This window comes from Flectobacillus sp. (assembly GCF_049240685.1).
Classification (GTDB): domain Bacteria; phylum Bacteroidota; class Bacteroidia; order Cytophagales; family Spirosomataceae; genus Flectobacillus.
The window spans coordinates 1-24,924 of the sequence record NZ_JBMLSD010000141.1; the positions used below are offsets into that span (position 1 = coordinate 1).

The window sequence follows — 24,924 nt, forward strand, 5'->3', positions numbered from 1 at the left end:
TGAAACGCAGGTGTCACAAGCGATTGAACAAGCCCTTTCTCATTTTGGAAAAATCAACGGGGTCATCAATTGTGCGGGAATTGGACCCGCCAAAAGAGTTGTGGGCAAAGATGGCCCACATGATTTAGTTTTTTTCCAGAAAGTCATTCAAATCAATTTGGTTGGGGTATTCAATGTACTTCGTTTGGGAGCAAATATTATGCAGCACAATACGCCCAACGAACAAGGCGAAAGAGGAATCGTAATCAATACCGCTTCTGTAGCAGCCTTTGACGGGCAAATCGGACAGGCGGCCTATTCAGCATCTAAAGGTGGAGTGGTAGCGATGACGCTGCCCATTGCCCGCGAATTTGCTCGTATGGGTATTCGTGTGATGACGATTGCTCCGGGGATTTTTGAAACACCTTTGTTAGCAAATTTGTCCAGCGAAGCACAAGCATCTTTGGCGCAACAAATTCCTTTTCCTGCGAGACTAGGAAAACCTGAAGAATTTGCGAAATTGGTACAACAAATCATTGAAAATACCATGCTCAATGGCGAAGTAATCCGTTTGGATGGTGCTATTAGAATGGGAATGAAATAACACAAAATCTTTTATTATGAAAAAAATAGTTATGTGTATCTTAGGACTAATGCTAGGATATACGACTCAAGCACAAGAAGTTATCCGATTGTACGAAGGCAAAGCGCCTGGCTCAGAAAACTGGACTTGGCAGGAGTCAGAGTTAACCAATGCTAATTGGGGTGGACGCACTGCCTATAATGTCGTTGACCCAACGATTACAGCCTATTTACCTAATCCAAACAAAGCAAATGGAACAGCCATCGTCGTTGCGCCAGGAGGAGCTTTTCATACTTTGTCGATGGATAATGAAGGGGTTGACGTAGCCAAATGGTTGAATGAAAGAGGTATTGCGGCATTCGTCTTGAAATACCGAGTAGCACGCTCGTTTACAGAAAATCCTATTACGGAATTGATGGGTAAAATGAGTAATATGAAGGCGCTCGACCAAGAAAATGCGGCTGTAATTCCTTTAGCTACACAAGATGGTCGTAAGGCAATTCAGTATATTCGTCAGAATGCAGAGAAATTCCGTATTAATCCAAATAAAGTTGGCATGATGGGATTTTCGGCAGGAGGAACCTTAACCATGTCAGTAGTTTATACAGCCAATGATGCTGAGAGACCCAATTTTGTTGCCCCGATTTATGCTTACGAAAAAGCTATTTTAGGCAATAAAGTCCCAACCCAACCAACGCCAATTTTTGTGGCAGCCGCTTCGGATGACCAACTGGGTTTTACTTTGCATAGTTCTTCTATTTACAGCAAATGGACGCAAGCCAAACAGCCCGCTGAGTTACATATTTACGAAAAAGGAGGTCATGGATTCGGTATGAGTAAGAAAAATATTCCTACCGATACATGGACAGAACGCTTTGGAGATTGGCTACAGTTGCACGGTTTAACCACTCCCGAACCGCCAGCGCCAGGCTTAGCTTTTTTCTGTGAAATAAAAGTATTACTAAGCGAAGCCCTCACAGTAGGTCAGACTCCACATGGACTACGACGCATTATCCCAATTGTTGGAGGTACTTTCGAAGGCCCAAGTATCAAAGGACAAGTATTGTCGGGTGGTGCCGATTGGCAAATCGTGAGAGCTGACGGTGTGGCGGAACTTGATGCTAATTATCAAATCAAAACAGATGATGGAGTTATTATTTATGTAAAAAATAATGGATTACGAGTGGCTTCGCCCGAAATTGCTGCCAAAATAGCCAAGGGAGAAAATGTAGACCCATCACAATACTATTTTAGAACGATTCCGACACTAGAGGCTCCTAAAGGAAAATACGAATGGGTAAATAATAGCTTATTTTTGTGTAAAGGAATCCGCAAACCCGACCATGTTTTGATTCAGATTTGGGCGGTGAAATAGCATAATTGCTTTAGGCGGTAAGCCCTAGGCATTAGGCAAAAGGTCTTTATTAAGTTACCACGCTTTCGGCTTTCAGCGATGGGCAATTGGCGAAAGCATATCTATCCTTAATTAAAATCTATTTAACACGCTTTGCCTAGTGCCTCTTGCCTGTTCCCTAAAAAAAACTAAATCTAATTTTGCTCACTTATTTAATAGATTTATTTTAGATATCAGATTTCGGAAATGTACCTTACTTTTTAAATTGTTATTTTTCAAAAATAAGTAAGTAGGAGGAAAGATTAAATCAATAGTATATCTGAGGTAAAATTTGAACTTAACCTTCTGATTATAAATATTTTCAAATAACCAATATACAATTAACCTGATTACTGGACAAATTTGAAGATACTAGTTCAAGACTTAGTCTTGGACTCATTTTTTTAACAGTTTTAAACTGTTTTTAAAATCATCAGTGAAAAAGGCTCAACACCTAAGAAACGCTTTCTCGTTTTGTCCAGTAATCAGACAATTAACAAATAACGTTTTCCTACTTATTCTACTACATTCTCACTAGTCACAAATCTGCAACAGATCACAATTCTCCGAACAAGCCGAAGTTGCCAATCATTGAATGGGAGTTTAACTGCAAAAACACTTCCATAAATAAAATCATAGTATTCCTAAGAAATTCACAAAAGACTCTAGGGTTATGGTGAATCAGCACATTTATGATATAGAATCGAGATTGTTTTCTCCCAAAAAGTGTCAATAAGACACCTTTGTGTGTGGCATAAACATAATGAATACATATTTGAAGATTTGTGCTAATGTATTTTTCAGTCACAACCTTACTTTGCATTGTAATTTTATATTAAATATTAAATGAATCATATTTTACTCTAATGTATGAAACACTTTAACCTACCTATTTCAACTATTCGAAATAAACTTCACTTAGTAGCATGGTTTGTCTCGTTTATGATTGGGGTTATGAGCTTCACCTCAAAAGCTCAAACAGTAAGAGGAACTGTAAAGTCTTCATCAGGCGAACCGATACCCGGAGCGACCATTGCAGTAAAGGGAACTACCAAAGGAACCAACGCCAACAAAGATGGTGCTTTTAGTATCAACTGTTCTCCCAAAGAAACATTACTGATTAGTTCAATCGGCTTTAAACCGCAGGAGATTTTAGTCGGGAAAAAAACTACAATTGATGTCGTTTTAGAAGAATTTCAAACTGCCCTAGACGAAGTTGTTGTGGTTGGATATGGTAAGCAAAAGAAAGAAGGCGTAGTAGCATCAGTAACCCAAACCACAGGAAAAGTCCTTGAGCGTGCGGGTGGGGTATCGAGTATTGGTGCAGCCCTTACAGGTAACGTGCCAGGTTTGATTACCAATGCCAGTACAGGTTTGCCAGGGGCCGAAGACCCACAAATTATCATTCGTGGACGAAGTACTTGGAACAACTCAGACCCACTAATTTTGGTAGATGGTGTCGAGCGTCCTATGAATAGTGTGGATATCAGTTCGGTAGAAACCGTAACTGTATTGAAAGATGCTTCTGCAACAGCTGTATTTGGTTCGAGAGGTGCCAATGGTGTAATCCTAATTACAACCAAAAGAGGTAAAACTGGTAAGGCTTCTATCCGTGCAACGGTGAATACTATTTTGAAGTCTCCATCTAAACTACCAGGGAAGTATGACTCTTTTGATGCTCTACGTATAAGAAACGACGTTATCGAATATGAACTTGCTACGAAGCCAGAGGGTTGGCGTGATTATTTGCCATTTGACATTCTAAACAAGTACCGCAATCCAGCAAACTTAGCAGAAGCTGAGCGTTATCCGAATGTCAACTGGGAAGAAACTTTGTTCAAATCACATGCTTGGTCGAACAACGCTAACTTGAATATTAGCGGGGGTACAAATACCGTAAAGTATTTTACCAGTGCCGACTTTTTGCATGAAGCAGATTTGTTTAAAACCTACAATAACAACCGAGGCTATTCACAAGGCTTTGGTTTTGACCGCTTGAATGTGAGAAGTAATTTGGACTTTCAGTTAACGCCAACTACTTTATTCAAAACCAACCTATCAGGCTCGTATGGGGTTCGCAAAAGCCCTTGGGGCTTTACTGGCTCAGAATATGGCTCGTGGATTGACGCCTACAATGCAGCACCAGACTTGTTTTTGCCAGTGTACTCAGATGGTTCATGGGGATATTATGCGCCAAACGAAGCTAGAGCTGAAAACTCAGCAAGAAGCTTGGCAATTGGTGGTGTTTCTTATCAAACAACAGCCAGAATCACGACAGACTTTACGCTCGACCAAGAGTTGGATATGATTACCAAAGGCTTGAGATTTACAGGTACTATCTCACTTGATAATACTTTTGTGGAAAGCGATAGAGGTATTAATGACCTTTACAACGACACACAGCGTAAGTGGATTAATCCAGAAACTGGAGCTGTTACCTATCGTCAAGCCATTGACGGTATCACAGGATTTGATTTTCAAGAGGGAATCAAGTGGAATCCTGCGGCTGGTACAATTGGCGCTAGTCAAAGAAGATTGTTTTATCAATTACAGCTAAATTATGCCAAAAACATTGCAGGAAAGCATTATGTAACTGGCATGGGCTTGATGAACCGCAACGTTTATGCCAATGGTAGTATGATTCCATCGTATCGTGAAGACTGGGTTTTTAGAACAACTTATACCTACAACAACAAGTATACGGTAGAATATAACGGAGCTTACAACGGTTCAGAGCAATTTGCAGCGGCTTATCGTTTTGCCTTCTTCCAATCAGGTGGTTTAAACTGGATTGTTTCGAATGAAAACTTTATGAAGTCTCTAAAATTTGTTGACCAATTTAAAGTAAGAGCTTCGTATGGACAAACTGGTTTTGATAACCTTGGCGTAAGATGGCCATATTTGGAGCAATGGAATTATAATGGACGATCAAGATTGGGTATCAGTGGCGAAGCTGCCGAACAAAGCCCTTATACTTGGTATAGCCAAACGGTAGTAGGTAACCCAAACGTGCAATGGGAACAATCAGAAAAGTACAATGTTGGAGTTGACTTCGAATTTTTGAAAGGATTCGTTAAGGGTAAAGCAGACTTTTTTACAGATAATAGAAGTAAAATTTTGTTAGCAAACCGTTCAGACGTTCCGACTTATTTTGGTGCAACTCCTCCTGTAGCCAATTTAGGAGCGGTAAAATCAAGCGGTTATGAACTAGAGTTACACCTCAATAAATCCTTGAGAAACTTTAGGTTATGGACAGACCTCAACATGACACATACGCAAAATAAGATTATTGAAGCAGCGAACCCTGAATTATTACCAGACTATCAAAAATCAGAGGGCATGCAAATCAACCAAGCATATTCGTATGTAAGTCGTGGTATGTACAACACTTGGGATCAATTATATGGAAGTGCGATTCAGAATGCCAATGATAACCAAAAACTCCCAGGTAATTACTATTTAGTAGATTATAATGGTGATGGTTTGATTGATTCACGTGACAATATCCCGTATGGATACACGGGCTGGCCTGCCAATACCTACAATGCTACTTTTGGTATAGACTGGAAAGGCTTCTCGGCTTTTGTACAATTCTACGCAGTAAACAACGTAACGCGTCAGGTAGAATTTAGAAGTTTGAGTTCACAAAGTCACACAGTGTATCAAGAAGGTGCTTATTGGTCGCCGAGTAACCCGAATGCTAATCCAATGCCACGCTGGTTGACTACCCCACAAGGGTATTACAGAGGCACGCAATATATGTATGATGGTTCGTATGTACGCTTAAAGAATGCTGAAATCGCCTATAACTTTACCCCAGAATTTAGTAGAAAATTGGGCGTTTCAGGACTCAGAATTTATCTCAACGGTAACAACCTTATCGCTTGGAGCAAAATGCCAGATGACCGCGAATCGAATTTTGCTGGTACGGGCTGGGCTTCACAAGGAGCATATCCTACCGTTAAACGATTCAATTTAGGTCTAAATCTTACCTTTTAATTAAAACAAAAGCATGATTAAGAAAATTAAACTCTTGTTTGTGGCGGTGGGTCTTTCCATGACTTTTGGAATTACCTCCTGCAAGGATTTCCTCGACCGTGACCCTCAGTCATTGGTTTCAGACAAAGATGCCTTTAAAAATTTTGTTAACTTTCAAGGCTTTACTGAAGAGTTATATCATTGTATACCAGACTTTTCGAATGCGTATTGGACCAACTCTTGGAACTGGGGAGAAGATGAAATTCAATCTACCGCTCAGACTTTTCATTTTTGTGTAAAAATCGACAATGGAGATTTTTGGGGATGGCAACGCAACTTTGACGGCTGGCAAGCGGGTTGGATGGATCGTAACAATAACCAAACCAACGACGACCGCTTTGCTAAATCACTTTGGGGTTTAGGTTGGTACGCGATTCGTAAAGCTAATATGGGCTTGGCTAATATCGATAAATTAACCGATGCAACTCAGGAAGAGAAAAACCTTATCAAAGGACAACTCTTGTTCTTCAGAGGCTGGTACCACTTTATGTTTATGCAATATTTTGGTGGACTACCTTACATTGATACGGTGCTTCCGGGTGATCAAAAACTTACCTTACCTCGACTCAAATACAGTGAGTGTGCCGACAAAGCCGCTGCCGATTTTAGAGAAGCGGCAAATCTTTTGCCAACCAACTGGGATAATACCACAGCAGGAAAAAGAACCTTGGGTAAAAACCAGCTTCGTATCAATAAGATTATGGCATTGGGGTATTTAGGGAAAAATTACCTTTGGGCTGGTAGTCCATTAATGAACTCAGTATCAGGTGGTAGCCGTACTTATAATGCCGAATACTGCAAAAAAGCAGCAGACGCTTTTGCTGAATTATTATCCTTATGCGAAAGTGGCGAAGCACCTTACAGTTTGGTACCATTTGCTCAATATTACACCAACTTTTATACAACTGGTCAAAACTGGAATATCCCAGGAGGAACTGAAGCTATTTTTAGAGGCCCTTATTATGGTGCTAATGGCTCCAACTGGGGTACAAGCAAACAGTATTCGCCATTGATTATTAGCGAAGGTGATGTGAAGTTTTTGCCAACTTCCAACTACGTTAATTATTATGGTATGGCCAATGGTTTGCCAATCAAAGATGTTACTCAAGCAGATAGCGAATCAGGCTATAACCCTGAGTATCCTTGGAAAGGTCGTGACCCTCGTTTTTATAATGATATTGTTTTTGATGGAGTAAAAATGGTAGCTGGAAGTATTCCGAATGCCAGTGAAGCAAACAACCGTTATGCCAACCTGCATACAGGTGGTTCGTATCGTGATATTGCAACAGGCAGTCGTACAGGATATCTATTATTTAAGTTTGTACCAAGAACGGCCAATAAATACGACCAAGGATATAGCTACGACAAGAGTTTGAATATCCACCTACCTTATATGCGTTTGGCTGATGTTTATTTGATGTATGCTGAGGCTGCTGCACAAGGTTATGGTTCGCCAACGGGTAAATCGGCTAGTTATAGTAAAACCGCTGTAGATGCTATCAATGTCATTCGTGATAGAGCAAGTGTCGGACGAGTGGCAAGCAAATTCTTGGGGTCATTGGATTTATTTATGGAGGAAGTTCGTCGTGAGAGAGCCGTTGAGTTATCCTTTGAAGGACACCGATTCAATGACTTACGCCGTTGGTTGTTGCTTACTCAAAGCCCTTACACGCTGAAAAAATCACTAGAATTTGACCGTGCCAACACGCTCGACCCTAACAAAGATCCTAAAGAAAACAGAGTGTTGAACATTCGTGAGACTACCATTTTGGAACGTAAGTTTACCGACAAGCATTATTGGTTACCGCTCAAAAACAACGACGCCAACCTCTATTTAGAATTTGCTCAAAACCCTGGTTGGTAATCAGAGCTAATACTATAATCATACCTTGAAAAGATTAATGTAAAGCAAATGAAGTTCATAAAAATACTCCTCTTCTTGTGCACGCTCATGATGTTACAGCCTGTAACATCGAGGGCACAAGACACCCCAACCATACAGATAAAGGCTACTGTATATGGGGTAAACAACCAACCTTTGAAAGGGGCGGTTGTAACAAGTGCGGCCGAAAATAGCAAAGCTGTTACAACAGATGCTTTTGGTTCTTTTGAATATGAAGTAGCTCAAAATGATGTTTTATCCATTTCGGCTAAAGGGTTTGAAACAAAGTATATTACCATTACAAAAGCGATTTCTCAAATTAATCTTACCCCAGAAAAAACACGTGATTTAATTCACGCTGCTTTTAGAGAGGTAGAAAAACAAGACTTATTGGGGGGAGTTGCTTCGGTCAATGTAAAAGAGCTTTTAAACAAAAACTATTTTACAAATACCCTCGATGGCATGGAAGCATTTGCCTCTGGATTCAACGGAAATAGCAATTGGGGCATGGGTAATTATCTATTTATGATTGATGGTGTTCCTCGCGAAACGGGAAATGTGGCTCCTACAGAGATAGAAGAAATTGTTTTCTTGAAAGGTGCCAATGCCGTAGCACTTTATGGTAGTCGCGCTGCCAAAGGTGTTGTCAATGTGATTACCAAGCGTGGCGAGGCAGGAAAACGTCGTTTTGATTTGAGAGTAAACAGTGGTATCAATATTCCTAAAAGCTATCCAAAATACTTGGGTTCGGCAGAATACATGACCATGTATAATGAAGCTCGTAGAAATGATGGCTTGACAGATTTATATTCAGAATTAGATATCTATAACTATGGTTCAGGACGTAATAAATACCGTTTCCCGAATGTAGATTTTTATTCTTCTGATTATCTCAAAAATGTGTTTACTCGCTACGATGCCACCGCCGAAATTTCGGGAGGAAACGAGCGTGTAAGATATTATACCAACTTGGGATATTCAACAACTGGCTCTTTATTGAACTTTGGGGAAGCCAAAAATAACAATAATTCGGATCGTCTTAATTTTAGAGGAAACCTTGATATTCAACTCAATGAATATATATCGATGAATGCTGATGCTACAGCGATTTTTTATACTGGAAGAGGGGTAAATACTGATTATTGGGGAAATGCTGCTACGGTACGTCCCAACCGTTTTGCTCCTTTAATTCCGATAGATTTAATCGAAAAAGAAGATGCAGCTTCACAAATTTGGATTCAAAATAGTAACAATCTTATCGATGGAAAATATTTACTAGGCGGTACTCAGCTTGACCAAACCAATCCTATCGCAACGATTTATGCAGGTGGAAATAACCAGTATTCTAACCGTCAATTTCAGTTTAACACTGGTCTGAAAGCAGATTTGCGTAATGTGTTAAAAGGGTTGTCGTTCCGCACTGGTTTTGCGGTAGACTATGCTACAGCTTACTCATTGTCATACAATTACTCGTATGCTACCTACTCGCCAACGTGGAATAATTATAGCGGAACCGATTTGATTAGTAGTTTGACCGTTTATAACCAAGATGCTAAATCTGGAACACAAAACGTGAGTGGTAACTGGTATCGTCAAACGATTGCTTTCTCGGGTCAATTGAACTATGACAGAACTTTTGGTACTAACCACAACTTCTCAGCGATTTTATTGGCAAATGGTTTTCAACAATCCGAATCAGCGGTTTATCACCGAACTAGTAATGCAAACCTTGGCTTTTTAGCAAGCTACAATTACAATCACAAGTATTACTTGGATTTGAGTACGGCGTATATTCACTCAGCTAAGTTGCCACCCAATAACCGTCAGGCATTCTCTCCATCGGTTTCTTTGGGCTGGAGATTGAGTCGTGAAGATTTCTTGAAAAACTCATCTGTTGTGAATGACCTAAAACTTACTGCTTCGGCAAGCATCCTGCATACCGACTTGGATATCAATGATTATTATCTCTACCAAGGATTTTATACTGGTGCTGGTTCATGGTATGGTTGGAAAGATGGAACGGGTATTCAGGCAACTGAATCAAGAAGAGGCGACAACCCTAATATGAAATTTCCAAGAAGAGAAGAAATCAATATTGGTTTAGAAGGTACCTTTTTTAATCGTTTATTGAATTTGAATGGTACTTTCTTTATGAATAAAATGACTGGAAATATCATTCAAGCATCTGTACTGTTCCCTTCATATTTCACAACAGGATGGCCAGTGTCTTCATTTATTCCTTATGTAAACTATAATGAAGATAAGCGTGTAGGATTTGATTTCTCTGCCAATTTGAACAAGAAAATTGGAGATGTAAACTGGAACTTGGGCATCAATGGTACTTATTACCAAACTACTGCCATAAAAAGAGCTGAGCTTTACGAAAATGCTTACCAAAACCGACAAGGTAAGGCACTGGATGGTATTTGGGGCTTACAAAATTTAGGCTTTTTCCAAGATGAAAATGATATCAAAAACTCACCATCACAAACATTTGGTCAAGTAAAACCTGGCGATATTAAGTACAAAGACCAAAATGGTGATGGCATTATCGATTCACGTGATGAGGTGTTTTTAGGAAAAGGAGGTTGGTTTGGTGCGCCGTTTACGATGGGCGTTTCGCTTTCGGCACAATGGAAAAAGTTGACGTTCTTAGCTTTGGGTGTGGGTCGTTTCGGAGGAAATGCCATGCGTAGCAACTCTTATTTCTGGGTATATGGTGAAAATAAATATTCGGAAGTGGTACGCAATCGCTGGACAGAAGCTACAAAGTTGACTGCTACCTATCCTCGCTTAACTACCCTCAGCAGCGACAACAACTTCCGTTCATCTGATTTCTGGATGTATAGCACTAGCCGTTTTGACTTGTCGAAAGTTCAAATCACTTATGACTTAACAGATTTACTAAAAATGAAATCTTTTGTGCGTGAATTGGGCGTATATGTGAATGGATTTAACCTTTGGACTTTCTCCGAAAACAGAGAAACCCTTGAGTTGAATGTAGCTAGCTCACCACAAACACGATTCTTTAACCTAGGCGTAAAAGCGTTGTTTTAGGTTTTTTACTAATATTTAGAAACTTATACTATGATGAATATGAATAAGGGTATATTAAAATTTTTGGCCTGTATCCTCTTGCTCACAAGTTGCCAAGACTTGATAGAGCCTGCGCAGGAAAACAACAGGCAATTAGACCCAAATGCCTATTTACCAAGCGATTCTAGATTTCCATTTGGTATTTTATTAAATGGATACAACCGAATTCCAAGTAACTCATGGTCATTTAATGATGTAGCCACCGATGATGCCGTAACCAACGACCAAAATAATGGGTATTTGAAAATGGCTACAGGACAATGGACAGCCAATAACAACCCTGCCAACCAATGGACCAACTGTTATGCTGGGATTCAATACATGAATATCATGCTTGGAGAGGTAGATAAGGTAAAATGGGTCAACGATCCTGTGGCAAGCAAACTGTTTGCTATGCGTATCAAAGGCGAAGCATTTGGGATTAGAGCATTATTGATGTATCATTTGTTACAAGCTCATGCTGGCGTAGGTAAAGGAGGTAACATGTTGGGGGTTCCGATTTTGACAAAAACTCAAACAACCTCCGATAATTTCAATTTACCAAGAGCTAGTTTTGACGATTGTATCAAGCAAATCTACACAGACTTAGATAGTGCAGATGTTCGTTTGCCACTTGATTATCAAAACTTAGTATCGGGGCAAGAATCACAAATTCCAACCAAATACGGTACCGTTACGATAGAACAATATAACCGTGCTTTCGGAGTAACATTTAGCGGTCTTTTGAGCGGTCGTATTGCAAAGGCTATTCGTGCAAAAGTGGCGCTATTGGCAGCAAGTCCAGCCTTTAATCCAAACAATGCTAACAAATGGGTTGATGCAGCAAACTACTCGGCACAAGTACTAAATCTGAATGGTGGAATCAATGCTATTACCAGCAATGTAGCTAGTGGACTTACATGGTATTCCAACACGGCAGAAATTGCAGCATTGAAAGATGGTGCTAATCCTCCAGAAATACTTTGGCGTAACAACTGGGGCGAAAACCGTGACTTGGAGCAAGCTAATTTTCCACCAACACTTTTTGGAAATGGTAGAATCAATCCAACCCAAAACTTAGTAGATGCTTTTCCGACAGTCAATGGATATCCTATTAGCGACCCTAGCAGTGGTTTTAATCCCAATGACCCCTATTCAAATCGTGACCCTCGTTTGAAAATGTTCATTTTGGTCAATGGTGCTACGGCTGGTGTCAACAACACTGCTATCAATACCGCTGCCGACGGAACTACCAACGACGGACTCAACAAGGTAGCTACCTCGACTAGAACGGGCTATTATATGCGTAAGCTATTGCGTCAGGATGTGAACCTCAACCCAACCTCTTCGACGAATCAGCGTCATTACAAACCGCATATTCGTTATACCGAAATTGCCTTGAGTTATGCAGAAGCAGCCAACGAAGCTTGGGGACCTACTGGTACAGGAACAAATGCTTATTCGGCGTATGATATTCTAAGGGCCATTCGCCGTCGTGCAGGAATTGGCTTAGCCAACAATGATGCCTATCTCGAAAGTATCAAAAACAATAAAGAACAAATGCGCCAATTGATTCGTAATGAGCGCCGTTTGGAACTATGTTTTGAAGGATTTAGATTTTGGGACTTGCGCCGCTGGGATGCCAACCTCACCGAAGCTGCCAAAGGAGTTAGTATTCGTAGTGGTGCGTACACCGTTCTTCCAAGCGTGGAATCAAGAGTTTTCCAAAGTTATATGAAATACGGTCCAATTCCTTATTCGGAAGTGTTGAAATACTCAGCACTGGAGCAAAATCAAGGTTGGAATTAAGAAGCGCTTGAAATAGCAGAACAACAAGGTATATAAATTTTTTCAAAAGTCGAATTTCAGCTTGGCTGATTAGATTTTAAGCTAGGCTGAAATTCTGACAAACAACATCTTTATTCTTATGAAGAATTCGATTTTCATATTAGTAATATTTGTAATGGGACTCGTTTCGTGTAATGCCGAAAAGGAGTTTCCAGACTACAAGTACCAAACTGTCTATTTTGCTTATCAATATCCTGTAAGAACCATCACTTTAGGAGAAGATTTGACAGTAAACAACGAACTCGATAATCAGTATAAATGTCAAATTTATGCAGCCTTGGGTGGTGCGTATTACAGCAAAAAAGATGTAGCAGTAACGGTAGCTGTAGATAACTCACTACTAGGAAGTGGGATGCGATTTGGCTCAGGCAAAGATGAGATTTTACCGATGCCAAGTAGCTATTTTAAGTTGGCCACTGACAAAATCGTTATTCCCTCGGGGACTATTGCTGGAAGTGTAGATGTCCAACTCACAGACGCGTTTTTTGCTGATCCTAAAGCAATTAAGAATACTTATGTTATTCCATTGACCATGACGAAAGTTACCGACGCAGATTCGATTCTTTATGGAAAACATTTTGTGCTTTATGCTTTGAAATTTGTAAATCCTTGGCATGGTAACTATTTGAGAAGAGGAAAAGATGTCGTTTCAGGCTCAGTCAATCAAACGATTGTGAGACATGCGCAATACGTAGAAAAAGACGAGGTGAATATGCTTTCTACTAAATCTTTGACCGAGCTTACTTTTCCAGTTGTTTTTAAAGATAAAGACGGAAAAAATATCAATACTTCTTTACTCTTGAAATTTGATAATAACGGAAAATGTACGATTTCATCGGCTACCTCGGGTATAACGGCTACGGGTACAGGTGCTTTTGTCAAAAAAGGTGAAAAAAATAGCTGGGGAAACAAAGACCGCGATGCGCTTTATCTCAACTACGAAGTCAACCTTACGGGTATGAAAGTAGTCACTTCGGATACTTTGGTCATGCGTGATCGTGCTGTAACTATGGAAACTTTTACTCCTGTAGCTAAGTAAACTCATCTTTAGAACTGTTTTACTATGAATAAATTATATCAAATAGCTTTAGGTTTCACGAGTATTGTATTGGCTTCGTGTACCAAATATGAGCCATTGGAGTTTGCCACAACCAAACCCGAAAGTGTTGCTTTGCAAGAAAATATTGACGCCTATCCCGCGCTCAAATCCTATATCAACCGCACCTCTAATCCTAATTTTAAGTTTGGCGTAGCGCTTTCTCTCAACGATTACGTCAGCAAAGGGGTAATGTATCGCCTAGCCAATAAAAACTTCGATGAAATTGCCCTAGGATATGAAATGAAGCATGGCGCTGTAGTACAGTCGAATGGCTCCTTGGCCTTAGATAATGTATCCAAACTTCTGGCAGCCGCCAAAGAAGCAGGTACTACCGTTTATGGACATACCCTTTGCTGGCATGCCAATCAAAATGCGAGCTATCTCAATAGCCTGATTGCACCTATGCTCGTAACAGCGCCATCTTTTCCTAACGACCTAAACACTACTCCTTTGAACAACAACCTTTTTACGGGTTGGAATCAATCCAATAGCGGTGCAGGTATTTCTATTGCCAACAACGCTGGTATGGGTGCAGGTACAAAGGCCATAAAACTAAGTGCTTCGGCTACTTCATCCTCGGCGACAGCCTTACAACTGACAAGTCCTTCGATTACGGTTGTACCCGGGCACAAATACGAAGTTGTTTGCTATATCAAATCAGATGTTGCAGGTGAAGGACGTATCTCTTTTGAAGGACTTAGCAATAACACTCCTTCGATTGACTGGACTAAATCTGGAAAAGCTTCAACAACTTTTACGACAGGTATTTCATGGAAAGAAATCAGATTTCAAATCAGTGATTTTACGGGAAATAGCATTAAACTCAATTTTGATTTGGGTTATAAACCAAATGTGAATTATTACATCGACATCAACAACCTCTACGTGTACGATACCCAAGGAACTCCAGTAGTAACCAACCTTGTAGCCAATGGCGATTTTGAGTCAGGCTCAGGTTGGGGAGGCTGGGGCGGTGGCTCGTCGAGAGGTGTAACAGCTGATGGTTTGGGTTATAACAATAAAGGAAAAGCCTTTTTCGTAACAAACCCTGCAAAATCAGCTAACTACTGGGATGTTCAAACTTTGTATGATTTAGGAAAAAGCCTTAACAATGGCGAATCTTATGTGCTTTCATTTTGGGTAAAAGGTACTGCCGAAGGAATCATCCGACCAGAATTACAAAGTCCTTCTTACTCATCGAATGGCTATGGTCAAGTGCCAGTTACTAAAGAATGGAAACTTATAGAGTTAACAACCACTGTTTCTGGTTCCGATAAATCCAGATTGGTATTTAGCTATGGCGAGTTTGGAGGAACAGTTTACATCGACAACGTTGTACTAAAAAGTACCAAAGCTTCGGGCGGTGCAGTTACTTTAGCTGAAAAAACAGCAACCGAAAAAACTACTTTGATAGGCACTGCTTTAGACACTTGGATGTCAGGCATTATGGGTGTAAGTAAATCTTATGTAAAAGCATGGGATGTCGTTAATGAGCCTATGGACGATGGCAAACCTTATGAGTTAAAAACTGCCCTTGGCCGCACTACGATTGCTTCTGATGAGTTTTTCTGGCAAGATTATCTTGGCAAAGATTACGCAGTAACAGCATTCCAATTGGCCAGAAAATACGGCAATCCTGATGACAAGCTATTTATCAATGACTATAATCTTGAATATAGTCTCGACAAATGTAAAGGAATTATTGCTTACACAAATTACATCGAGAGCAAAGGTGCAAAAGTAGATGGTATCGGTACACAAATGCATATCAGTATCACTTCTGATAAAAACAAAATTGCCGAAATGTTCAAGTTATTAGCAGCTAGTGGCAAGTTGATTAAAATCTCTGAATTGGATATTGGTTTGGGTGGCGTCAAAACCGCCGATGCAACCAAAGAACAATACCAAGCGCAAGCCGAAATGTACAAGTATGTAATCGATAAATACTTTGAACTTATTCCAGCGGCACAGCGATACGGTATTACTATTTGGAGTCCGCTTGATAGTCCAGCAAATTCTAGTTGGAGAGCTGGCGAGCCAATTGGTCTTTGGAATGGACAATATGTTCGTAAATTGGCTTACTCGTATGTTGCAGAAGCCATTAAGGCTAATACAAGCAAATAAATTTAGTAAGTAATCGTGTAAAATTAGATTTAAGTTATGTGTTTAGGCACTAGGCAACAGGCATGAGGCAAAGAGTGTTAAAATATGTTTTTTACCGATTGCCCTCAGCTGAAAGCCGTAAGCCAAAAAATTAAATCTTATTTTACACGATTACTTATTCCAGGTATAATGTTGGTATTTTTACTTTCAGAAATAACTATTGGTAGTCCCAGTGGTGAATTTAGTACAAAATCCTGTGAAGAAATTTTATTATTATGTGGAGAAGCAACATTTTTTTAATTTTAGTCCTACTCAATTTCTGTGGTTTTGCGCAACAGAAAGAATATAAGTTTATCAATTTTAGTAGTAAAAATGGGCTTTCCTCCAACTCTATTAATGCTATCATCAAGGACAAAAACGGTTTTATGTGGTTTGGGACTGAGGATGGACTGAATAAGTTTGATGGACAAAATTTTAAAGTATATCGTCATAAAGAAAATGACAAAACTAGTATTGGCAGAGGGCCTGTTAACGACTTGATACAAGATAAAAACGGGCAAATCTGGCTTGCTACCAATTTTACCTTATCTGTTTATAATCTAAATCTTGACTCCTTTATCAATTATGATTTTACCAATTATGGTTGGATAATCAGTTTATGTGCCGACCATACTGGTAAAATCTGGGTAGGGACGTATTCTGGGTTATTCCTTTTTGACCCAAAAACTCAAAAAACAATTGCTTTCAAAGCCAATCCTACAAAAAAGACCCAGTTAAATACAAACATCATTAATTGTATTTATGAAGATTCTAAAAACTGCATTTGGATAGGTACTGCCGATGGGCTTCATCAATACCAGCCACAAACCCAGCAGTTTACTCGATATCTGCACATGGCCGAGAACCCACAAAGTATCAGCCGAAATTATATTAATTGTATTACAGAAAGTAAAAATGGAGAATTATGGGTGGGCACAGACCAAGGAGGTATCAATGTTTTGGATAAAAGTAGACGTACTTTTCGTCATTATCTCCAAACTCCAACCAACCTAAAAACAAGAACTGGTAACACCATAAATACAATGGTGTTTGACAAAACAGGACAACTTTGGATTGGTACAGATGCAGATATTAATATTATGAATCCTGCCACTGGTACCATCACACTCGTAAAAAGTTCTCCTGTAGAGCCTAATAACTTTTTTATTTATAACGGAGGACGTTCTGTCCGCAATATCTACATCGATGATTCAGGTATCTATTGGGTAGCCATTCATCAAGGAGGCGTAAACAAGTATGATTCCAATCTGACCTTTTTCAACCATAAACATTATAATGTATTTGACAAAAATGGACTAACAGGAAGCTCAGTAGTGTCCTTTGCCGAAAGTCCAACTGGAGAAATATATATTGGTACAGAAGGCAACGGGCTTAATATTTTTAATCGGAAAACAGGTCAAATAAGGCTTTTAAGACTTAAAGAAGAAAAAGCCAATACGGCTTCAGTTATTTCGCTAGGAACTGTTGGTAAAACTCTTTTGATGGGTACTTATCAAAGAGGATTCTACAGCCTTGATATGACTACAGGAGCCTCAAAATACCATTTTTTGCCCTATAGCCCCACAGATTCCAGAGATATGCCCGTAAATTGTATCAAAACCGATACAAAAGGAAATGCTTGGCTAGGAACCAACGGAAAAGGCGTTTATTTATTCGACCCAATAACTCAATCTATAAAAACTTTCGAGAAGGCTTTTGATTTAAAGCCTTCTCAGAAAATTCCACTAAACGGATTTATCACTACCATCGAAGAAGACCATCAAGGCAACCTCTGGCTGGGCTCGAATGGTACGGGTATTGCTGTTTTTAATCCTAGTAAAAAACAATTTTTAGTACTGAACTCTGGCAATAGTAAGCTTCCTATCGATAAGGTACAAAATGTGTTTTGTGACCATGCTGGCCGTATTTGGGTAGGTGCACAGGGCGGTGGGTTGTGTCTGTTCAAACCGCAATCCAATACTTTCGAAATATTTGACGAAAGCTATTCCTTAGCTAATGACTTTATTTACAAAATACTAGAAGATTCAAGAGGCAAACTTTGGTTGAGCACCAACAAAGGCATTAGTTCTTTTGATTATGATAAAAAAGTATTCCGAAATTTCACCTTCTACAATGGTGTTATTCAGAGTACTTTCAATATTGGGGCTGGGCTCAAATCAGCTGATGGACAGCTATTTTTTGGAGGATTAGACGGGCTAAATTATTTTAATCCTTCCGAAATTTTACAAAAAAAGAGCGTACCTCCTTTGGTAATTACAGCCCTAAAAATTAATAACAAACTAGTAAATCCAATCGAAAACTCTGAAATCGAGGAACATATTTCAATAGCCAAAGAGATTGTCTTGAGTTACAAACAAAACTTCTCTCTCGACTTTATGGCTCTTAATTATACCGTACCTCACGAAAGCAGATACACCTACAAACTCGACGGTTTTGATAAAGAGTGGAATCAAGTTGGTAATGCCAATACAGCCGTATATACCAACCTTGACCCAGGCACCTATACCTTTCGTTTGAAAGCTTTCAGTGAAGATGGTTCGTGGAAAACGCCCGAAAAGGTAATTACCATAATAGTAGAACCCCCTTTTTGGCTAACTTATTATGCTTATTTCTTTTATATTATGGCTATCGTGCTTATAGTTTGGGGAATTCGTAGAAGTTCTATTTTAAAGCTTAAAAGAGAATTTGCTCGCGAACAAGAACGCTTAGAAATGAAGCATTTGATAGAAAAAGAAAGACATGATGCCGAGCAAAAAATGGAATTAGAGAAAATCAAAATAAAGTTTTTGACTAACCTCAGCCACGAGCTCAAAACGCCATTGACACTGGTACTCAATCCGATTGAAAACCTGCTTTTTCAAGAAAATAGTACCGAAAAACTTGAGATGCTCAACCTGATAAGCCGAAACGCCAAACGGTTATTGAACCTTGTTAATCAATTATTAGATTTTAGAAAAATAGAAGCCAACGAGCTGAATCTCAATACAAGCGAAGGTGATTTGGTTACTTTTTGCCAAGAAATTGTGGATTCGTTCAAATACATTGCGGTGCGTAAAAATATCCATTTACATTTTGTGAGTGTTTATAGCCATTACCATACCTCGTTTGATAAAAATAAGATGGAACGAATCTTAATTAATTTGTTATCAAATGCACTAAAATTTACGAATGATGGCGGAAATGTAAGCTTTCAGATTGCTCAAGAAGGCTCTACTGGTATCCGTTTGATTGTTCGCGATACAGGGATTGGCTTACCCAAAGATACAAGCGAGAAAATTTTTGAACGTTTTTATCAAGTAAGTCATCAAGGCGATATCCTCAATCAAGGTAGTGGTATCGGTTTGTCGATTGCCCAAGAGTTTGTCAAACTTCATGGTGGCAGTATCAAAGTAGAAAGTGAAGAAGGAATAGGAAGTGCTTTTATTATTTATTTGCCTTTGTTTCCACAAGATTTTTCTACTTCGGTTGTCGAAGAGGTTCAAAAAGAACTCGAGCCTATTGCCAATTTTGCTAAATCTGAACCACCTAAAATTGAGCTGCCCGTGATTCTGGTAGTCGATGACGATGACGATTTAAGAGGGTACTTGGTAGAAAGTCTTAAGTCTAAATATAAAGTAATTGAAGCCTCTGATGGTCGCCAAGGCTGGCAAAAAGCTTTATCTTGTCATCCACAACTTATTGTGAGCGATGTTAATATGCCTGGAGTAGACGGTATTGACATGGTCAGAAAAATCAAAAATGACCAACGAACCAAGCATATTCCAGTAATTATGCTCACTGTTTTATCAGAGGAAGTAGATCAGCTCAAAGGGCTCGAATCGGGTGCAAGTGATTATCTGACCAAGCCATTCAGTTTTCATTTATTGAGCATAAAAATCGAAAACTTATTGAGTCTCAATAGTCTTTTAAAAAGTACTTACAGCAAACATATTCAGGTAGAAACCCCCGAGATAAAGGTTGAATCCGAAGACGAAAAGTTTTTATTAAAGCTTTCAAAATATGTGGAAGAAAACCTAGAAGACCCGAATCTAACAGTAGAGGAGCTAAGTAAGGTAATGTTTGTGAGCCGTGGAACTTTGTATAATCGAATTTTGACTCTCACTGGCGAAACGCCCGTAGAATATGTTCGATCTGTAAAATTGCGAAAAGCCATTGCGCTATTACAAACCAACGAAATGAAAATTTCGCAGGTAGCTTATGCGGTAGGCTTTTCTAATCCCAACTATTTTGCTAGAGCCTTCAAAGCAAAATATAATATTTCACCTACCGAATATTTAGCTCAAAGTAAAAAAGTACCAGCCTAAACTATGTACGAAAATCATGTAAGTAAGGTAGTAAAATTTAAAGTCTCTAGTTCAAGACCAAGTCTTGGACTTAATTTTAAACTGTTTTTTAAAATTGAGTGACAAAATCACAACACTTGAATGGTTCTTTTTCATATTGTCCGTGCTCTTCGGCAGAGGATAGTATCAAAAATGAGTCTTCCCGAATTTAGTAATTTACACTTGAGCGAATAAGCAATTTGTATTCATCACTAAATTCGGGATACCTTATTTTTGTTACGAAGTGGCAATATAGACTTCTCCTTTACTTATCAACCTTGCTGTTCTAACAACCCCTGAAGATTGAATAATAACCTCTTGATTTTTAATTAAATAATCAAGGTTTACGGTAAATTCTCCAGAGGGATGTTCGATAGAAAATAAAGCACTATCAGCTGAAAAATTGGCAATTTTTGTAGTAATACTATCAGGTAAAATACAAGCTGTAGCCACCGAGACTGCCGCCAAAACGCCAATAGCTTCATGCACTACGTGCGGAATAAACATGCGCGTGTGCACTACGCCTCCTTGGATAGGAGCAGCGATTAGACACATTTTCGGAATCGTCTGCTGACTCACATCACCTAGTTGCATTTTTTGACCAGCAATTAATCGAATCGCTTCAATTTTTTGTTTTAAAGCGCTATTTTCTTCAAGCTCCAAGATATTTTCATAGCCACTCAAACCAAAGTCTGAGGCGCGCATGATGACAACTGGCATTCCGTTGTCTATACATGTTGCCTCTATGTCATAAAATACATCTATGCTATTTCCAGTAGGTAAAAGCGCTCCACAGGTAGCTCCGATTGTATCTAAATAATTACAAATAATCGGCGCTGAAGTGCCAACTACGCCATCAATCTTGGTACTTCCTTCATATTGTACTTGATACTCAGGTGTTTGAACAAGCACTTCGCAGATACCACCAGTATTCACCATATTTATTCTGGCGCTGGTGGTTGGGGTGCTTGCCTTAATAATTCCACTTTCTATAGCAAAAGGTAATACCCCTGCTAACATATTCCCACAAGTTTGAAGGGTCGAAACTTTGCCTTTACCTATTTGTACTTGTACAAAAAAGTAATCCAAATCTGCTTCAGGAATCGTAGAGGGACTCACGATGGCAATTTTACTACTCAATGACGAGCCTCCCCCCAATCCATCTATCTGACGACTATCACCAAGTGTAGTACCTTCGATAGCTGAAATAAGATACTGATTGCGAAGGGTTTCGTCTTCGGGTAAATCTTTTTTCAAGAAAAAAAGTCCTTTTGAACTTCCCCCCCGAAAGTGCATGTAGGGAATGGCTAATGGCATGATGTCAGAAGTTTTTCGAGATTATCTCTTGTACCACGCGTAACAATTGGCTCAACTCCCTGATTTTCTAACATTTCGATAACCGCCTCCATTTCGTGCATTCGACGTAAAGCATGCGTTCGGCTTCCTTCCACAAATCGATCGATAAGTTCATTATTACCGCCAATCAGTGAACTAATTTGCCCACGAATATAGGATTCCATGCCAAAGGCTTCTCCAGCTTCCATAGCTTCGCAAATTACCGCAGCAATACCTTTGTAAACAATCGAGCGTAGTAGTTTTCGAGTAGCAGCATCTCCAATAACACTATTTTCGACTAAAGAAATGTCTAAAGCCAAAGGTTTTACAAAATCTAGAAATTCTGGGGCATATTCTCCTGCTGCTAAAAAGGGGGTTAAAATACCCTTCGGAGGAACTGGTGCCATGATGGCTAAATCAATAACCCTTACTGCACTGGGTCTTAAAATCTCTGCAATAGCTATTTTTTTCTGTGGCCCCGAGGTATTCATTTCACAAAAGTACTGATGTGGTTTTGTGACACTTGCTATCTCTTGGGCAATTTGGATGGAGACCGAAGATAAATTAACACTCAATATTAAATCTGCTTGGCTTACGGCTGTTGGATTACTATCAAGTAATTGAACATCAGCGTGTAATTTGTATACTGGGTTTGGGTCGTACCCCCAAACTTGATGACCTTTTTCTGCTAAATCATTGGCAAAACGAGAACCAGCCTCGCCTAAACCTAATATGGCTATTTTCATGCTATTCTGTTATTTAAAATAAAATATTCCCTTCTTGGAATTAGGGCCGACAAAGGCATTAATACCCAAATTTTTCATCCCAACCATAAATTTGTAAGGACGTTTTTCCAAGTCTGAGCTGTTGGCGTACATTTTCCTCCTTAGCTTCTCTGGCCATGGCCTTTTCAATGGTTTCTTCTATTTTTTCTTGAGGAACAATCACAACACCATCTCTATCTCCAACTACGATATCGCCGGGCTTAATGAAGATATTTCCAATCATAATCGGTTCATTGAGGGTACCTTCTCCATGATTTGAAGTCCCATGAATACATAGTCCACGACTAAACACAGCAAAACCCATAGCCTCAATATCGTCGGCGTCGCGTACACAAGCATCAATTACTAAACCATTAATTCCCTTAGTTTTAGCTCCTAGGCTCATCAAGTCACCCCAATAGCCAGCTTCATAAAACCCTGAACAATTGGCAATTAAGACATCTCCCGCTTTTGCATAAGCATAAGCACGATGCAAAAGCATATTGTCGCGCGGCATGGTCTGAACGGTAAAGGCAGGACCACAGACTTTCATATTTTTTGCAATTGGCTTAATAGCAGAAGGGAGATTTCCCTTTTTTCCTAGGGCTTCATGCAGCGTGGCGGCCGAAAATTTGCCGAGTTCTTGTATTAAATCCATAACTTAGAAAATGGTGTTTGTAATGCGTGGTACTTGACTTTGATGAGCTTCGGCAAACTGGACGTGTTTTTGTCCCGAAATTCTTCTAGCATGGTTGCCACGACGTGAGGCCAACTCTGCGTAGTAATCTCGGAGGTACTTTTGCGCACCCATACAATCCATCGCAGCCATTTTTTTGTCCATTACCGAAGTAATATCGATAAATGTGTCGGGCAAAAAGCCACAGATTTCTGGCTGATGTGGCTCGAAAGAATACCATGCTGGCGGGTCGATATTCTTAAATGCACTCGGTACACCTGCCCCGCACGATAACAACCTCGCTCGCTGAGTGGCCTGAAATGCAAGGGGATGGTCGGGATTGAATGGGTCTTTTTCTGAATGGGTTAGGATAACCGTCGGCTCAAAATCTCCGATAATATGGGTTAGTTGAGTAATTCTTTCGTCCGAAATCAACATGGGATAATCGCCCCAGTCCAAAAATTGAATAGGCGTTCCTAAAATATCGGCGGCCTTTTGAGCCTGTTGGTGGCGAATTTCCTTTACATTATCGACACTTCTGTGCGGGTTTTCTTTCCACAATTCGCCAGATTCGCCTCTTTCGCCGTATGACATACAAACAACAAGCGTTTGGGCGCCTTCTTCAATCGACTTTGCAATAGTACCTGCCGAGCGCCAAACGAAATCTGCCGAATGAGCGCCTATAACTAATAATTTCTTGTTCATGATAATAATTGGTGGTTTTAAGAGACTTTATTTTAACAAAAAACTCAGCACTCAACATTCAAAACTCTTAGAGGTCTTCTGGCATGGGAGTACCTCGCGTATGGAAACTATCGACGGTCTTGAGTCCCCAAGCTTGTCCTTTCATACGCTCTTCCCGATTCCACACAATGGTCTCATAATCAGGGTCTAAAATCAGTCTGGCTGTCGGGTTCGCTATCTCGATTCTATTGCCGCCTGGTTCATATACATACAAGAAAAACGTTTGCTGAATGGCATGTTTATGTGGACCCGTTTCGATAAAAATACCATTTTCCAAAGCGATATCTGCTGCCAGAAGAACCTCTTCACGGCTGTTTACGGCATAAGTTAAATGATGAAAACGCCCTGATAGTCCAGAGTGATCTTCGGTAATAGCAAGGTCATAAGATTTGGAGTTTACCGAAACCCAAACTCCTTTGGGTTGTCCATCAAAGACAATCGTTTCGGTCATACGACCGCCTAAAACCTTGAACTGAAAATCGCTAAAGGAAGAAATTTCTTTGGCTAATAAATTAAGGTGGTCGATACGACGAACGTTCATTCCCTTTCCTGGAAATTTACTAGCTGTATTTTTGAGAGCAGACCTGTGCTGTTCATCAGGTTGGTATTTACGGGTATCAAAATAGATTTCAGCCAAATGTCCATCAGGATATCGGAACATAAAGGTATCACCATAGCCGCATTCGCCCTCGTGCCATCGAATACCCAAGTTGGCTTGCTGAATTGCCCTTACTCGTCTTTCGAGAGCAGATTTGCTGCGAGTACGCCACGCAAAATGCCCGATTCCAGCATGACGATGTGCTCGGAGCTTGAGCGTGTAATGTTCATAATCATCATACGCCCTCAAATACGCACAATCTCCATGAGTTTCGACAAGCATCATTCCAAGAATCTCCGTAAAAAATCGGATACTCTCATCTAGCTTTGGTGTGAGTAATTCAACATGGCCCAAGTGTGCCAACTCCCAAGTGATATCTTCCATAACGAATGGTTTTGTGTTGTTTAAAGCGTATCACAAAATTA

14 protein-coding genes are annotated in these 24,924 nt (G+C 39.8%); 9 read left to right on the forward strand and 5 right to left on the reverse strand.

All coding sequences use genetic code 11. From position 1 onward, the window contains the following. The 9 genes from ACOVQ4_RS06390 to ACOVQ4_RS06430 form a co-directional block, all read left to right on the forward strand. The coding region (locus tag ACOVQ4_RS06390; RefSeq protein ID WP_421819819.1) for an SDR family NAD(P)-dependent oxidoreductase at positions 1-583 on the forward strand (583 nt) is incomplete at its 5' end. Positions 584-599: 16 nt separating this feature from the next. Continuing rightward, on the forward strand, positions 600-1,937 hold the full coding sequence (locus ACOVQ4_RS06395; RefSeq protein ID WP_421819820.1) for a DUF3237 family protein: 1,338 nt from the start codon (positions 600-602) through the stop codon (positions 1,935-1,937). A gap of 888 nt (positions 1,938-2,825) precedes the next feature. Continuing rightward, a complete protein-coding gene (locus tag ACOVQ4_RS06400; RefSeq protein ID WP_421819821.1) occupies positions 2,826-5,954 on the forward strand; it encodes a SusC/RagA family TonB-linked outer membrane protein in 3,129 nt (1,042 codons plus the stop codon). A 13-nt stretch (positions 5,955-5,967) separates the two neighbouring features. Further along, positions 5,968-7,857, forward strand: coding sequence for a RagB/SusD family nutrient uptake outer membrane protein (locus ACOVQ4_RS06405; protein ID WP_421819822.1), 1,890 nt, complete (start codon positions 5,968-5,970; stop codon positions 7,855-7,857). A 48-nt stretch (positions 7,858-7,905) separates the two neighbouring features. Beyond that, a complete protein-coding gene (locus ACOVQ4_RS06410; RefSeq protein WP_421819823.1) occupies positions 7,906-10,932 on the forward strand; it encodes a SusC/RagA family TonB-linked outer membrane protein in 3,027 nt (1,008 codons plus the stop codon). Positions 10,933-10,971: 39 nt separating this feature from the next. After that, positions 10,972-12,759 (forward strand): RagB/SusD family nutrient uptake outer membrane protein, encoded by a 1,788-nt coding sequence (locus ACOVQ4_RS06415; protein WP_421819824.1) that lies wholly within the window; start codon positions 10,972-10,974, stop codon positions 12,757-12,759. A gap of 118 nt (positions 12,760-12,877) precedes the next feature. After that, positions 12,878-13,837, forward strand: a complete 960-nt coding sequence (locus ACOVQ4_RS06420) for a DUF5627 domain-containing protein (protein ID WP_421819825.1) — start codon at positions 12,878-12,880, stop codon at positions 13,835-13,837. A 24-nt stretch (positions 13,838-13,861) separates the two neighbouring features. Beyond that, on the forward strand, positions 13,862-16,021 hold the full coding sequence (locus ACOVQ4_RS06425) for an endo-1,4-beta-xylanase (protein WP_421819826.1): 2,160 nt from the start codon (positions 13,862-13,864) through the stop codon (positions 16,019-16,021). A 254-nt stretch (positions 16,022-16,275) separates the two neighbouring features. Then, positions 16,276-20,364 (forward strand): hybrid sensor histidine kinase/response regulator transcription factor, encoded by a 4,089-nt coding sequence (locus tag ACOVQ4_RS06430; protein WP_421819827.1) that lies wholly within the window; start codon positions 16,276-16,278, stop codon positions 20,362-20,364. A gap of 255 nt (positions 20,365-20,619) precedes the next feature. On the opposite strand, the gene ACOVQ4_RS06435 is transcribed toward ACOVQ4_RS06430, so the two are convergent. From ACOVQ4_RS06435 to ACOVQ4_RS06455, 5 genes are all read right to left on the reverse strand, one after another. Then, complete coding sequence (locus ACOVQ4_RS06435; protein ID WP_421819828.1) at positions 20,620-21,699, reverse strand: 4-oxalomesaconate tautomerase; 1,080 nt, start codon at positions 21,697-21,699, stop codon at positions 20,620-20,622. Further along, positions 21,690-22,463 (reverse strand): DUF1932 domain-containing protein, encoded by a 774-nt coding sequence (locus ACOVQ4_RS06440; protein WP_421819829.1) that lies wholly within the window; start codon positions 22,461-22,463, stop codon positions 21,690-21,692. Before ACOVQ4_RS06440 ends, ACOVQ4_RS06435 begins: the two co-directional genes overlap by 10 nt. Before the next feature lie 58 nt (positions 22,464-22,521). Next, on the reverse strand, positions 22,522-23,139 hold the full coding sequence (locus ACOVQ4_RS06445) for a 4-carboxy-4-hydroxy-2-oxoadipate aldolase/oxaloacetate decarboxylase (RefSeq protein ID WP_421819830.1): 618 nt from the start codon (positions 23,137-23,139) through the stop codon (positions 22,522-22,524). Between the two features lie 3 nt (positions 23,140-23,142). Then, positions 23,143-23,862: a PIG-L deacetylase family protein gene (locus ACOVQ4_RS06450; protein WP_421819831.1), complete on the reverse strand. Its 720-nt coding sequence runs from the start codon at positions 23,860-23,862 to the stop codon at positions 23,143-23,145. 67 nt (positions 23,863-23,929) lie between these two features. Then, on the reverse strand, positions 23,930-24,883 hold the full coding sequence (locus tag ACOVQ4_RS06455) for a VOC family protein (protein WP_421819832.1): 954 nt from the start codon (positions 24,881-24,883) through the stop codon (positions 23,930-23,932). Positions 24,884-24,924: the final 41 nt, after the last annotated feature.